We start from the raw sequence: 14,147 nt of genomic DNA, 5'->3' as shown, positions 1-14,147 counted from the left end.
GCTGGAGCGGCCGGTCAGTCCTCGGCCGAGCTGCGGTCGGTGACGAGGGCCATCGCGCACTCGGCGAGCAGGCGGCGCAGGCCGTCGGGGGTACGCTCGGCGGGTTCGGCGAGCTTGCCGAGGACGGCGGCGGCGCGCGGGCCGGCCAGGCCGAGGGCGGCGGCCGGGTCGTCGGCGGGGTCGGTGAGCAGGTCGACCAGCCGGACCACCAGGTCGTCGTGCCGGTAGACGGTGGCGCGCACCAGCGGGCCGCCGGGGTCGGCGGCGGCGTGCTCGTCCTCCTCGGCCAGCAGTTCGGCGAGGGCCGCGCCGGCGCCGGGGCGGACGGGGTACAGGTAGGCGTGCCGCTGCACCAGGCCGCTCCGGAGGGCGGCGTGGTGGTGGACGGCGGGCAGGGCGGCGCGCTGGAAGAAGTCGCGGGCGGAGAGCGGGTCGTCCAGGTCGCGGTCCTCCTCCAGGTAGGGGTTGAGCGCCTCCTCGACGGCCCGCACCCCGGGCTGCCGGGCGACGTGCCGCAGCGCGGCGGGCAGGTCGCCGGCCACCTCGACGCAGCGCACGACCCGGTTGCCGTGCATGAACAGCGAGGTGCGCAGCAGGCGGGTGGTGTCGTCGACCCGGGCCTGCGGGGAGCGGTAGCCGGCCAGCAGTTCGGCGGCCTTGGCCTCGGCGCCGGGCTTGACGGTGAAGCTGAGCGCGTGCCGGACCACGCCGTCCGGGCCGGGGCGCGGCACGCCGGGGACGCCGGGGTGGTGCTCGCCGGGGCGCAGCGGCGGGACGGTGGTGTCGGTGGCGGTGGTGCCGTGGGTCTCGCGCAGCACGCTGTAGCGCAGCGAGCGGGTGTCGCTGACGCAGCCGTGCATCGGCTTGACCATCTCGCGGTGGGCGGGGCTGTCGACCCAGGCCAGGAAGGGCTCGGCGCTCTCCCACTCGCTGGTGATCAGCCAGCGGGACGGGTCGTCGATGGACTGGCAGAGCTGGTCGCTGACGTGGCCGGGGACGGCCGAGACCTGGTAGCGCAGCAGTTCGTACGCCTCCAGGAAGCGGTCCTGGGCGCCGTCGTGGACGTCCAGCATCAGGACGACGCGGAGCCGGCCCGGGGTGGGCCGGCCCGCGGTGGTGGTCTCCTCGGGTTCGGAGAGCAGGGTCATGTCGGTGGTTCCTGTCGTCGGTTCGCGGTTGGTCCGCGGCGTGTTCGCGGTTCGGCCACGAAGGGCCCTTCGCCGGGTTCGTGGGCGGGCCTCGGGCGGCCGGGCCGGCCGGCGGAGCGGGCGGCGGTTCGCCCTCGATCGTCACGGCGGGGCGGGGGCGGCGCGAGACTTCGCGGCCATCCGGGCGACGTACCCTGCGTGGCCGCCCGCGGCGGGGGATGGATGTCGGGTCTGGCGCGTCCCGCGCCCCGCACGGATGGAGCAGAGCTGATGAACACACAGATGGCGGACCGGGTGCCGGTCCTGATCGCGGGGGGTTCGCTGGTCGGGCTGTCGGCCTCGCTCTTCCTCGGCCGGCTCGGCGTGCCGCACCTGCTGGTGGAGCGGCACGCCGAGACCTCCCGGCACCCGCGCGGCCGCGGGAACAACCTCCGCACCATGGAGCTGTTCCGGGGCGCCGGCGTCGAGCAGGACGTCCGGGACGCGGCGTCCGTGCTGGCCGGCAACCACGGCATCCTGCAGGCCGAGACGCTCTCCGGCGGGGAGCAGGAGTGGCTGTTCCGGGAGATCGACCCCGGCGGGGGGCTGGCCAGGTTCAGCCCGTCCTCGTGGTGCCTGTGCAGCCAGAACGACCTGGAGCCGGTGCTGCTGCGGCACGCCGCCGAGCGCGGCGACGTGCGGTTCAACACCGAGCTGCTCTCCTTCGCCCAGGACGCCGACGGGGTGACGGCCCGGCTGCGGGACCGGGCCACCGGCGAGGAGCGGGAGGTGCGGGCCGATTACCTGCTCGCGGCGGACGGGCCGCGCAGCCCCGTCCGGGAGCGGCTGGGCATCGGGCAGTCCGGGCGCGGCGACCTGTTCCACAACGTCTCGGTGACCTTCCGGGCCAAGCGGCTGGCCGAGGTGGTCGGCGACCGGCTCTTCATCGCCTGCTACCTGACCGCCCCGGACGGCGCGGGCGCGCTGCTGCCGGTCGACAACCGCGAGCAGTGGGTCTTCCACCTGCCCTGGCACCCCGAGCGCGGCGAGGCCGTCGAGGACTTCACCGACGACCGGTGCGTGGCGCACATCCGGGCCGCGGCCGGGGTGCCCGACCTGGACGTGGAGATCACCGGCCGGGCGCCCTGGCACGCCGCCGAGCGGGTCGCCGACCGGTACCGCACCGGGCGGGTCTTCCTGTGCGGCGACTCCGCCCACGAGATGCCGCCGACCGGGGCGTTCGGCTCCAACACCGGCATCCAGGACGCGCACAACCTGGCCTGGAAGCTGGCCGCGGTGCTCGGCGGCTGGGGCGGCCCGCGCCTGCTGGAGTCGTACGAGGCGGAGCGGCGGCCGGTGGCCGTGCAGACCGCGGCCCGGGCCGCGGCGCGGTCGGTCGAGCACCAGCACCCCGGTTTCGACGCGGCGCCGGCGGGCGGGCCGCGCACCAACGTACTGGCGGTGGCGCTCGGCTACCGGTACGCCGAGGGCGCGCTGGTCGGGGCGGACGCCACCGCCGGGGTGATCCCGGAGCGCTTCGCCGCGACCGGCGAGGTCGGCACCCGGGCCCCGCACCTGTGGCTGCGCGACCGGGACGGCGCCCGGCTCTCCACGCTCGACCTGTTCGTGCGCGAGCCCGTGCTGCTGGCGCCCGCGGCGGGTGGGGAGCAGTGGCCGGCCGCGGCGCGGGCGGTGGCCGAGGAGACCGGGGTGCCGATCCGCTGCCTGCTGCTCGGCGAGGGCGGCGACCTCGTCCCCGAACCGGTGCCCGACGCCCCGGCCGGCCGGGGCCCGGCCGGGCCGAGCGGCTGGCCCGCCGTCTACGGCCTGCGGCCGGGCGGCGCCGTGCTGGTCCGCCCCGACGGCTTCGTCGGCTGGCGCGCCGCCAGCTCCGTCGGCGACCCGGTCGGCGCGCTGCGGGTGGCCGCCCTCGGCGTGGCGGGGCGGTAGGCCGGGCGGGCCCGGCCGGCCGCGCGCCGGTCAGGCCCGCCGTTCCCCGGACTCCCCGCGGGGCCGCTCGGTGAAGGGCTCGGCCGCGGCGAGGAGGGCGAGCAGGATGAAGGCGAGCACGACGGCGAGGCTGAGCTGGAAGGCCGTGGGGTAGTCGGCGGGGGTGCGGAGGTGGCCGAAGAAGGTGGCTCCGACGGTGGCGATGCCGGCGGCGGAGCCGATCCGCTGGGCGGTCTGCAGGACGCCGCCGGCCGAGCCGGCCCGGGCGACGGGGACTTCGTTGAGGGTGAGGGCCTGGTTCGGGGAGACCACCAGGCCGCTGCCCAGGCCGGCCAGCAGGAGCGGCAGGGCGGTGGCCCAGCCGATCCCGGGGCCGTCGAAGAAGTGCACGGTGAGGGCGGCGAGCGCGAGGCCGACGGCGACGGTGGCCAGGCCGACCGCGATCAGCCGGCGGCCGTAGCGGGTGACCAGGCGGCCGCCGACGGTGGAGGCGACCGCCGAGGCGAGCGCGAACGGGGTGATGGCCAGGCCGGCCTGGAGGGCGGTGTAGTGGCGGCCGGACTGCAGGTAGAGGGTGAAGACGAAGAAGACCGCGGTGAACCCGGCGAAGTAGAGCAACGAGACCAGCGCGCCGTAGGTGAAGGAGCGGGTGCGGAACAGCGCGGGGTGCACCAGGGGCTCGCGGTGGCGGGCGTAGTGGCCCTCCCAGCGGGCGAAGGCGGCCAGCACCAGGGCGGCGGCGGCCAGCAGCAGCCACTTGCGGGCGCCGTGCCACTGGGACTGGACCAGCGGGAGCAGCAGCAGGACGGTGCCGGTGCCGAGCAGCAGCACGCCGACCGGGTCGAAGTCGCGGCGGGCGCAGGTGTCGGGGGTGGGGGCGGGCAGCAGGCGGCGGGCCAGCGGGAGGGCGGCGAGGCCGATCGGCAGGTTGACGTAGAAGACCCAGCGCCAGCCCTCGGCGGTGCCGAAGGCGGCGATCAGCAGGCCGCCGAGCAGCGGGCCGACGGCGGTGGAGAAGCCGATGGTGGTGCCGAGCAGGCCGAAGGCGCGGGCCCGTTCGGCGCCGCGGAAGAGCTGCTGGATGAAGCCGGAGACCTGCGGGACCAGCAGCCCGCCGGACATGCCCTGCAGCAGCCGGGCGACGACCAGCCAGGTCTCCCCCTGGGCGGCGCCGGCCAGCGCGCTGGTGGCGGTGAACAGGGCCAGGCCGGCCAGGAAGACCGGGCGGCGGCCGATCGCGTCGCCGAGCCGCCCGGCGGGGACCAGGACGAGTCCGAAGGCCAGCGAGTAGCCGGAGAGCACCCATTGGAGTCCGGCCTCGGACATGTGCAGTCCGCTGCGCACGGACGGCAGGGCGACGTTGACGATCGACACGTCGAGCAGGGTCATGAAGCCGGCGACCAGGCACACCGCGAGAGCCCGCCAGCGGCGCACTTCCTCGGTGGCGGCGCCGGCTGTCGTGGGCTGGGTCATCCGGGTTCCCTTCCGTCCGGCGTCCAGTCTCGGAGGAGGGGGCGGCGGCGGGCGGGCGGCGCGCCGGGGGTGGGCCGGTCGGCTGACGCCGGGTCAGGGGGCGGGCGGCAGGTCGAGCGGGATGCTGCGGGCGTCGGCGGCGGCGGGCGGGGTGGCGCCGAGGTCGGTGAGGGTGGTGATCACCACGGCGTCGGGGCCGGGCAGCCAGTTGCTGGTCTTGGACTGGACGGTGACGGTCTGGGTCTGCGGGGTGCCGTCGCAGACCACCAGGGTCGGCGAGGTGCGGGTGGAGCCGAAGGCGATGGTGGCGGGGTCGTCGGGGTCGGTCTGCTCGACGGAGGTGTTCAGCGAGCGGGGCCGGTCGGTGGGCGCGCAGGTGTAGGCGAGGGTGACCCGGGCCCGGCTGGGGACCTTCGGGTCGATGACGGCGCCGGTGATCGAGATCGTGGTCGCGGCGGGGGTGCCGGCGGGGTCGTCGGCGGCGGTGGCCGGGGCGGCGGTGGTGAGGGCGAGCAGGCCGACGGCGGCGGTGAGGAGGCGGACGGGCACGGGGGGCCTTTCGGTCGGTGGCGGGATTGCCTCCGACTGTCCGTCAGTTCCGCGGTCCGGGCGAGCGGTCGGCGCCCGGGCGGGTGTCAGCCCGCCCGGTACGGGAGTTCGATCTCCGCCCAGACCACCTTGCCGTGCCGGGTGGGGCGGCTGCCCCAGCGGTGCGCGAGCTCGCTGATCAGGTGGATGCCCCGGCCGCCCTCGTCCTCCTCCGCGGAGCTGCGCAGCCGGGGCGGCTGGCCGCCGGCGTCGGAGACCTCCAGGGTGAGGGTGCGGTCGCGGAAGATCCGCAGCCGGCGCGGGGCGTCGGCGTGCAGCAGGGCGTTGGTGACGAGTTCGCTGACCACGAGTTCGGCGTAGTCGGTGAGCCCGGACAGGCCCCAGGTCTCCAGGGTGGCGCGGGTGAAGCGGCGGGCGCGGGCGGGCAGCGGGCCCTCGCTGGGCAGCAGCAGGGTGGCGATCCGGTCGGCGGGGACGGGCAGGACGCGGGCCATGATCATGGCGATGTCGTCCTCGGTGCCGTCGGTGACCAGGGCGGAGAGCGCGGCGTCGCAGCTCTCCTCCAGGGTGCGGCCGGGGGTGGCGAGGGTGCGGGCGAGCAGGTCGATGCCCTCGTCGAGGTCGCGGCCGCGGCGCTCGACCAGGCCGTCGGTGTAGAGGGCGAAGGTGGAGCCGGGCGGCAGGGTGAACTCGATCGACTCGAAGCCGCCGCCGCCGACGCCGAGCGGGACGCCCGGCGGCAGCTCGATGACCTGGGCGGTGCCGTCGGGGTCGACCCGGACCGGCGGCAGGTGGCCGGCCGAGCAGACCACCACGCTGCGGTCCACCGGGTCGTACACGGCGCACACGCAGGTGGCGAACTGGCCCTCGCCGATCGCGGAGGCGGTCTCGTCGAGCCGGCCGAGGACCTGTTCGGGCGGCAGGTCGAGGGTGGCCAGGGTGCGGGCGACGGTGCGCAGTTGGCCCATGGTGGCGGCGGCCCGGATGCCGTGGCCCATCACGTCGCCGACCACCAGGGCGACGCGTCCGCAGGACAGCGGGACGACGTCGAACCAGTCGCCGCCGACCTCGCTGACCACGCTGGAGGGCAGGTAGCGGTGGGCGATCTCCAGGCCGAGGGTGCGGTGGATCTCCTGCGGGAGCAGGCTGCGCTGCAGGGTGAGGGCGGTCTCCCGCTCGCGCCGGTAGAGCCGGGCGTTGTCGATGGCCAGCGCGGTGCGGGCGACCAGTTCCTCGGCGAGCGAGACGTCGGCGGCGCCGAACGGCTCGGGGTTGCGGGTGCGGACGAACTCGGCGCCGCCGAGCACCATGCCGCGGGCGATCAGCGGCACCAGCAGGTACGAGTGGATGCCGGCGGCGACACCGGAGGCGACCCGGTCCGGGTCGGGGACCAGGCCGCGCAGCACCTCCTCGTCCACGTGCGGCTTGAGCAGCGGGCGGCCGCTGCGCAGGCACTGGGTGTAGACCCGGTGCGCGCCGTACTCGGTGGTCTCGCCGACGGTGTCGGAGACGGTGGTCAGCCCGGAGCCGTACGCCTCGCCGACCGCGACGGCGCGGACCTGGATGGACCGCTCGGGCTGGATCGGGGCGGGCTCCTCGCCGCGCAGCACCGGCTCCAGCAGGTCGACGGTGGCGAAGTCGGCGAACTTCGGGACGATCGCCTCGACCATCTCCTCGGCGGTGCGCTTGAGGTCGAGGGTGGTGCCGATCCGGGCGCCGGCCGCGGCGAGCAGGGTGAGGCGCTCCTGGGCGCGGGAGGCGCGGGCCTCGGCCTGGAAGCGCTCGGTGACGTCGATGATCGAGGAGGAGACGCCGAGCACCTTGCCGGTGGAGTCCTCCAGCCGGAAGTAGGACGCCGACCAGGCCCGGTCGCGGCGCGGGTCGCCGGGGACGCGCCCGTACGAGCGGGCGTCGACCACCGGTTTGCCGGTGGCGATGACCTGCCGCATCACGTTCTCGATCTCGGCGGCGTTGATGCCGGGCAGCACGGCGGAGATCCGGCGGCCGAGGTGCTCCTCGGCGCTGAGGCCGTTGATCCGGGCCAGCGCCTCGTTCAGCCGGACGAAGCGCAGGTCGGTGTCGTAGACGGCGAGGCCGATCGGGGACTGGTCGAAGAAGCCGTCCAGGACGGCCAGGTCGGACTCGACCTCGTGCAGCGCGTCGGTGTCGGAGGCGGTGGCCAGCAGCAGCGGGCGGCCGTCGGGGCCGGCCACCGGGTAGGTGTGGAACTCCAGCTCGACGGTGGAGCCGTCGCGGCGGCGCACGGGGTGGGTGCCGGACCAGCCGCGCCCGGCGACCAGCCGGTCGAACAGCTTCTCGGCGGCGGCCCGCTCCTGCTCGGGCAGCAGCAGCCGGACCGGGTGGGCGCCGATCGCCTCCTCGGCGCTCCAGCCGGTGAGCGCCTCGGCCTCCTGGCTCCAGTGCAGGATCCGGCCGTCCTCCTGGACCAGCGCGGTGGCCAGCGGGACCAGGCGGTGCCCGGCCAGGCGCGCGGAAGCGGCGCCCGCCGCGTCGCGGCCGGGCTTCTGTTCGAACCCGTGCGTGCTCAGTTGGCCACCTGCCCGGTACCTTCCCCGGTTCTGCCGGTAGTTCCGGCTTCCACCAGACTGCACGGCCCGCCGCACGCTGGCGACTGGTGGTCGTGCGGGCGGTCGGACCGAAGATGCGAGTGTGCTCGATCCGGACCGGTTCGGGCAAGGGTGCGACTCCCAACTGCCGGTCGGGGCCCGGTCCGAGCCGCAGGTGCGGGCCGGTGGGCCGGTTCAGCCCGCCAGTGCGGCGTCCAGCAGCCGGGACCACTGGCGGACCACGCCGGCCCGGCGCGGCCCGTCGTCGGTGAGCAGGTTGGCCAGGCCCAGGCCGCGGGCCAGGTCGAGGGTGGCCTGGACGGTCTCCCGGACGCCCGGGGCGGACTCGTCCGCGCCCAGGCACTCGACGGCGGCCCGGTGCGCCTCCCGGCCGATGTGGTTCTCCAGGCCGGTGATCCGGCTGCGCAGCGGCTCCTCGGTGGCGGCGGCCACCCACAGGTGCAGGGCGGCGCGGAACAGCGGGCCGGTGTAGAGGTGCACGATCATCTCCACCACCGCCTCGGTGCGGGCCGGGCCGGGCGGCGGCAGCTGTTCGACGTGCGCCAGGGCGGCGGCCAGCCGCTCGGCGGCGACGTGCTCGACGGCGGCGGTGAACAGGTCCTCGCGGGTGCGGAAGTGGTGCTGGGCGGCGCCGCGGGTGACGCCGGCCCGCTCGGCGACCACCAGCACCGTGGAGCCGTTCCAGCCGACCTCGGCCAGGCACTCCACCGCCGCCTCCAGCAGCCGTCTGCGGGTGGCGCGGCTGCGGTCCTGCCGGGGCGTGCGGGCGGCGGGGGCGCTGGTCGTCATCGGCGGCTCCTGGTCGGCGCGGGCGGGCTCCGGGTGCCGATCCTATGCACCGCCGGCCGGGATCCGGCCCTGCTGCGCGGCCCTGGCCCGCAGTTCGCGGCGCAGCACCTTGCCGCTGGCGGACTTCGGCACCGCGTCCAGGAACTCCACCTCGCGCACCTTCTTGTACGGGGCGACCCGGCGGGCCACGTACTCGATCACCTCCTGCTCGGCCAGTTCGCAGCCGAACGCGGGCACCACGTACGCCTTGGGGTGCTCGGCGCCGTGGGCGTCGGGGACGCCGATCACGGCGGCGTCGGCGATGCTCGGGTGGGTGAGCAGCACGGCCTCCAGTTCGGCGGGGGCGACCTGGTAGCCCTTGTACTTGATCAGCTCCTTCACCCGGTCGACCACGAACAGGTAGCCGTCGGCGTCGACGTGGCCGACGTCGCCGGTGTGCAGCCAGCCGTCCGGGTCGAGGGTCGCGGAGGTCTCGGACTCCCTGCCGAAGTAGCCGCGCATCACCTGCGGGCCGCGGAACAGCAGTTCGCCGTCCTCGCCGGGGCCGAGGTCGTGGTGCGGGGCCGTCAGGGAGCGGATCCGCAGTTCGGTGCCGGGGACCAGGCGGCCGACGGTGCCGGCCGGCGGGTTCGGGTCGCCGGGCGGGACGACGTGGGTGACCGGGGACAGCTCGGTCATGCCGTAGCCCTGCAGCAGGTGCGGCAGGCCCAGGCGGCGGGCGCAGGCGGCGGCCAGCTCGGCGTCCAGCGGGGCGGCGGCGCTCAGCACGTAGCGCACCGAGGACAGGTCGAAGCGGTCGACCAGCGGGTGCCTGGCCAGCGCGAGGACGATCGGCGGGGCCACGTACACCGCCTCGATCCGGTGGCGCTGGATGGCGGTCAGGAACTGCTCCAGGTCGAAGCGGGGCAGCACGACCACGGTGGCGCGGGCCCGCAGCGGGCGGTTGAGGAGCGCGGCCAGGCCGTAGATGTGGAAGAAGGGGAGCACCGCCAGGACGCGTTCGCCGGGGCCCGGGCCGAACAGCGCGTCGGTCTGGGCGAGGTTGGTGGACACCGAGCGGTGGGTGAGCATCACGCCCTTGGGCAGGCCGGTCGTCCCGCTGGAGTACGGCAGCACCGCCAGGTCGGCGGCCGGGTCGATCGGCGGGGCGGGCTCCGGGGCGGAGCTCGCCGCCAGGTCGGCCAGCGAGCGGTGGCCCTCGGCCTCGTCGCAGACGAAGATCCCGGCGACCGGGTGCTCGGCGGCGGCCTGCCGGGCCACCGGCAGGAACGCGGCGACGGTGATGATCCAGCGGGCCCCGGAGTCGCGCAGCTGGTCGGCCAGCTCCCCCGCGGTGGCCAGCGCGCTGACCGGGGTCACCGTCGCGCCGGTGCGGGTGGTGGCGTAGAACGCCAGCGGGTAGGCGATCGAGTTCGGGCTGAACAGCGCCACCACGTCGCCCCGGGCGACTCCCGCCTCGGCCAGGCCCGCGGCGACCCGGCGGCTGCCCGCCTCCAGCTCCCGGTAGCTGACGCTGCGTCCGGTCAGCCCGTCCACCAGGGCCGGGCGGTCGGCGTGCTCGCCCGCGGCGCAGCCGTCCAGGACGGCGGCGTGGATCGGCAGGTCGAGCGGGGCGACGGGCGGGTAGTCGCTGTGGAACACCATGCGGGCCTCCGGGCGGCTCGGCGGTGGCGGCCCCCGGGCCCGGGCGCGGAGCGGATCCGCTGGACCGGTCCGTGGGACCGGTCGGTGGGTGGATCCGGGTGCGGGGTGCGGTCGCGGGGTGCGGCCGCGGTGCAAGCGTGCCGGGGGCGGGGGGTTGCCGCCAGGGCGCGTGGCGGGCTTACCGGCGTACGCCGGTGGTCTCCTGACGGGTGATCAGGTCGAGCAGGAGGGCGTGGGTCCGTTCGTCGGCCGCGGCGATCAGGCCGCCGTCGCCGCGGTGGACCGGCCCGCCGCGCAGGTCGGTGACGGTGCAGCCGGCGGCCTCGCAGAGCGCGATGCCCGCCGCGAAGTGGACGCTGCCCTCGAGCCGGCCGTCCGTCACGTACCCGGCGCGGCGGCCGGCGGCGACCCAGGCCACCGCGAGGGTGCTGGACACCACCCGGGGGCGGAAGGCCCGTTCGAAGTCTGCGTCGGTGAGCAGGCGGGCGACGCGCAGCGCGGGGGCGTTCGGGTAGGGCGGGTCGAGGTTGAGGTCGACCAGCCGGGACGCCGGGGACGGCTCCAGCGGGGTGTCCGCCCCGTCGCGGCGCAGCCGGGCGCGGGTGCCGTCCGTCCAGTACGTCTCGCCGGTGTACGGGTCGGCGGTGGCGGCGGCGGTCGTCCGGCCGTGCTCCTGGAGGGCGACGTTGACGCCGACCAGGTGGGTGCCGACCGCGAAGTTGAGCGTCCCGCACAGCGGGTCGACCAGCCAGCGGCGGGCGGCGTCGGGCGCGCCGGTGCGGCCGCTCTCCTCCGCCGTGAACGCGTCGTCCGGGCGGGCGGCGCGGAGCAGGCCGAGGACGGCCCGCTCCGCCTCCACGTCCACGGCGGTGGCGAAGTCTCCGCCGCCCTTGTCCTCCCGTGCGACGCCCCGCCAGTCCCGGCTGCGCACCACCTGCGCGCCGAGTTCGGCGGCCCGGCGGGCGAGGTCGGCGTCGCTGGTGGGGCTGACTTCGCCGGCGTCGCTCACGTGGGGCCTTTCGGGGGCGGGGGCAGGGAGGGGGTGGGGCGGGGTGGGGCGGGGGTGCTCAGGCTTCCGGGTCCCAGTCGTAGAGCTGGTGGAAGAGCTCGGCGTTGCCTTCCAGGTGGAGGGCCTCGATGGGGGTGCGGCCGTGGAAGACGGCGAGCAGTTCGGCGGCGGTGCCGCGGATGGTCCCGTCCGGGGTGGCGGTGCCCGGGGTGGGGGTGGTCGGGGTGCGGGTGGCGTGGGCGCCGTTCGCGGAGAGGGTGAGCTGCCAGGTGGGGCCGTCGGTGGCCTGGAAGGCGAGGACGGCGGGGGTGTGCGGCCAGGCCACGGTGGTGGAGCAGCAGGTGAGGAGGAACTCCTCGGCGCTGTCGAGGGCCACCTCGCGGGGCACCTCGGCGGCGACACCGGCGGCGAGCTGGGCGTCGTAGGCGTGGACGGCCGTCTCGTTGAGGCGGCGGCGGACCGCGCCGGTGGTGTTCCGCGGGGACTGGGCGAGCTCCCACCAGCCCCAGCAGGGCGCCTCGGGGCCGGCCTCGCGCAGCGCCGCCAGGAGCTGCTCGTTGGACTCGGCGAACCAGGCGATCAGGGCCTCCCGGTCGGTCGGGGCGGCCCCGGTCGGACGCGGCGGGGGCGTCTCGGAGGCGCCCGCGGCCACGATCGCGGACCAGAAGCGCTGGCCCTGGCCCAGGTGCTGCGCCAGGTCGTACAGCGTCCACTCGAGGCAGGTCGGGACCTGGACGTCGAGGTCGGGCGCGGCGGCCAGGGCCTCGCGGAAGGCCGTGGAGCGGTCTTCGAGCAGGCTCAGCAGGGTCGGGAAGTCAAGATCGATAGGCACCTTGACTGTCTATCATCAAGGTTTCGGTGGACGGAAACGATTTGTTCAAGGCGGTGGGTGGGGGCGGCGGCGGGTGGGGCGGCGGCAGGTGGGGCGGCGGTGGGAGCGGGTAGGGGCGGGGGAAATTCGGGGGACGGGGGTGGTCGTCCTCGGGATACTGGTCGGTCATGGATGAGGTCGAAGTCGTCGTCGCCCATTCCGAGCGTGCGACCCTGCGCGTCGGTGGCGTGTTCCTGAAGGTGGACGCCGATCAGGCGCGCGTCGACGCCGAGGTCGAGGCGATGTCCCTCGCTCCGGTGCCGACGCCGGAGGTCCTGTGGCACCGGCCGCCCGTGCTCGCCGTGGCCGCGCTCCCCGGGGCGACGCTGGGGCGCCTGGGCGGGCCGTCGACCGGGTCGGCGGCGGCGTGGGCCGCGGCGGGTGCCGTCATCCGGCGGTTGCACGACGCGCCGCTGCCGCCCCGGCTCGGGCGGGCCGGCCGGAGTGCCGACGCGTTGGCGGCGGAACTCGACGGCGAGTGCGAACTGCTGGTGGCGAGCGGCGTCCTGCCCGCCGACCTGGTCGCCCGCAACCGCCGGGTCGCCGAGGCCGCGTTCCGGCCGTGGACCCCGGCGTTCACGCACGGCGACCTGCAGATCGCGCACGTCTTCGTGGAGGGCGACGAGGTCACCGGCATCATCGACTGGTCCGAGGCGGGCCGGGGCGACGCGCTGTACGACCTCGCCACCTTCACGCTCGGGCACGAGGACCGGCTGGCCGACCTCCTCGCCGGTTACGGCGCCGAGGTCGACCTGGACGTGATCCGCGCGTGGTGGTCGCTGCGCAGCCTGCTGGTGGTCCGCTGGCTGGCCGAGCACGGCTTCGACCCGTACGCGCCGGGGTGCGAGGTCGACGTGCTGAGGTCCCGGATGTGAGGCCGTGTGGGACCGGGGGCCTCGTGCCGGCGGCGGGTGGGGCGGTCAGTAGGAGCGGGGCAGGCCGAGGGTGTGCTGGGCGACGTAGTTGAGGATCATCTCCCGGCTGACCGGGGCGACCCGGCCGACCCGGGTGGCGGTGATCAGTGCGGCCAGGCCGTACTCCTGGGTGAGGCCGTTGCCGCCGAGGGTCTGGACGGCCTGGTCGACGGCCCGGCAGGAGGCTTCGCCGGCCGCGTACTTGGCCATGTTGGCGGCCTCGCCGGCCGCCAGGTCGTCGCCCGCGTCGTAGAGCTGGGCGGCCTTGCGGGTCATCAGGCGGGCGAGTTCGACCTCGATGGCGCACTGGGCGAGGGGGTGCGCGATGCCCTGGTGGGCGCCGATCGGCCGGTCCCAGACCGTGCGGGTGCGGGCGTAGGAGACGGCGGTGTCCAGGGCGTGGCGGGCGATGCCGAGGGTGAAGGCGGCGGTCATGATGCGTTCGGGGTTGAGGCCGGCGAAGAGTTGCAGCAGGCCGGAGTCCTGGTCGCCGACCAGAGCCTCGGCGGGCAGCCGGACGTCGTCCAGGAAGACCTGGAACTGTTTCTCCGGGGCGGTGAGTTCCATCGGAATGGGCCGGTACTCGAAGCCCGGGGTCTCGCGCGGGACGACGAACAGCGCGGGCTTGAGCTTGCCGGTGCGGGCGTCCTCGGTGCGGGCCACGAAGAGGACGGCGTCGGCCTGGTCGATGCCGGAGACGAACACCTTGCGGCCGGTGAGCAGCCAGTCGTCGCCGTCGCGGCGGGCGACGGTGGAGATCCGGTGCGAGTTGGATCCGGCGTCGGGTTCGGTGATGCCGAAGGCCATGACGGTGCTGCCGTCGGCGAGTCCGGGCAGCCAGCGCCGCTTCTGCGGGTCGGTGCCGAAGCGGGAGATGACGGTGCCGCAGATCGCCGGGGAGACGATCAGCATCAGCAGCGGGCAGCCTGCCGCGCCCAACTCCTCCAGGACCACCGCGAGTTCGCTGATGCCCGCGCCCCCGCCGCCGTACGCGGCGGGGAGGTTGACGCCGAGGTATCCCAACTTGGCGGCTTCCGACCAGAGTTCGCGGACGGGCTCCCCCGCGCGGGCCTTGCGCTGGAAGTAGTCGCGGCCGTAGCGGGCGGCGAGGGCGGCGACGGCCGCGCGCAGGTCGTGCTGGTCCTCGGTGTCGGTGAGCGGGGTCAGCGGTGCGGACATGGCGGGGTCCTGTCTGTCGTGGGCTGCTGCTGTCGGCTTTCGTGGGCTGCTGCG

11 protein-coding genes are annotated in these 14,147 nt (G+C 75.8%); 2 read left to right on the top strand and 9 right to left on the bottom strand.

Annotated features, from left to right (window positions below):
- Positions 1–14 precede the first annotated feature (14 nt).
- A complete protein-coding gene (locus OU787_RS33210; protein ID WP_268661629.1) occupies positions 15–1,148 on the bottom strand; it encodes a SchA/CurD-like domain-containing protein in 1,134 nt (377 codons plus the stop codon).
- 270 nt (positions 1,149–1,418) lie between these two features.
- On the opposite strand from OU787_RS33210, the gene OU787_RS33205 reads away from it, so the two are divergent.
- Entirely contained in the window at positions 1,419–3,077 is a 1,659-nt protein-coding gene (locus OU787_RS33205) for an FAD-dependent oxidoreductase (RefSeq protein ID WP_268661628.1), read from the top strand.
- Positions 3,078–3,107: 30 nt separating this feature from the next.
- On the opposite strand, the gene OU787_RS33200 is transcribed toward OU787_RS33205, so the two are convergent.
- From OU787_RS33200 to OU787_RS33170, 7 genes are all read right to left on the bottom strand, one after another.
- Positions 3,108–4,550 (bottom strand): MFS transporter, encoded by a 1,443-nt coding sequence (locus OU787_RS33200; protein WP_268661627.1) that lies wholly within the window; start codon positions 4,548–4,550, stop codon positions 3,108–3,110.
- A gap of 93 nt (positions 4,551–4,643) precedes the next feature.
- A complete protein-coding gene (locus OU787_RS33195; protein WP_268661626.1) occupies positions 4,644–5,099 on the bottom strand; it encodes a hypothetical protein in 456 nt (151 codons plus the stop codon).
- An 86-nt stretch (positions 5,100–5,185) separates the two neighbouring features.
- Positions 5,186–7,711, bottom strand: coding sequence for a SpoIIE family protein phosphatase (locus OU787_RS33190; RefSeq protein WP_030461221.1), 2,526 nt, complete (start codon positions 7,709–7,711; stop codon positions 5,186–5,188).
- A 150-nt stretch (positions 7,712–7,861) separates the two neighbouring features.
- Positions 7,862–8,476 carry a TetR/AcrR family transcriptional regulator gene (locus tag OU787_RS33185; protein ID WP_030461222.1) on the bottom strand — a complete coding sequence of 205 codons (615 nt, stop codon included), beginning with the start codon at positions 8,474–8,476 and terminating at the stop codon, positions 7,862–7,864.
- 42 nt (positions 8,477–8,518) lie between these two features.
- Positions 8,519–10,120 (bottom strand): 4-coumarate--CoA ligase family protein, encoded by a 1,602-nt coding sequence (locus tag OU787_RS33180; protein WP_198545019.1) that lies wholly within the window; start codon positions 10,118–10,120, stop codon positions 8,519–8,521.
- Between the two features lie 178 nt (positions 10,121–10,298).
- Entirely contained in the window at positions 10,299–11,129 is an 831-nt protein-coding gene (locus OU787_RS33175) for an inositol monophosphatase family protein (RefSeq protein WP_030461224.1), read from the bottom strand.
- Positions 11,130–11,187: 58 nt separating this feature from the next.
- Positions 11,188–11,961: a maleylpyruvate isomerase family mycothiol-dependent enzyme gene (locus OU787_RS33170; protein ID WP_268661625.1), complete on the bottom strand. Its 774-nt coding sequence runs from the start codon at positions 11,959–11,961 to the stop codon at positions 11,188–11,190.
- A gap of 167 nt (positions 11,962–12,128) precedes the next feature.
- Between OU787_RS33170 and OU787_RS33165 the strand changes: the two genes are divergently transcribed.
- Positions 12,129–12,875 carry a phosphotransferase family protein gene (locus tag OU787_RS33165; RefSeq protein ID WP_030464659.1) on the top strand — a complete coding sequence of 249 codons (747 nt, stop codon included), beginning with the start codon at positions 12,129–12,131 and terminating at the stop codon, positions 12,873–12,875.
- Positions 12,876–12,920: 45 nt separating this feature from the next.
- On the opposite strand, the gene OU787_RS33160 is transcribed toward OU787_RS33165, so the two are convergent.
- Positions 12,921–14,093: an acyl-CoA dehydrogenase family protein gene (locus OU787_RS33160; RefSeq protein ID WP_030464658.1), complete on the bottom strand. Its 1,173-nt coding sequence runs from the start codon at positions 14,091–14,093 to the stop codon at positions 12,921–12,923.
- Between the last annotated feature and the right edge of the window lie 54 nt (positions 14,094–14,147).

Source organism: Kitasatospora sp. YST-16 (assembly GCF_026802215.1).
Taxonomy (GTDB): Bacteria; Actinomycetota; Actinomycetes; order Streptomycetales; family Streptomycetaceae; genus Kitasatospora; species Kitasatospora cineracea.
This window is presented reverse-complemented; position numbering and strand designations above follow the sequence as displayed.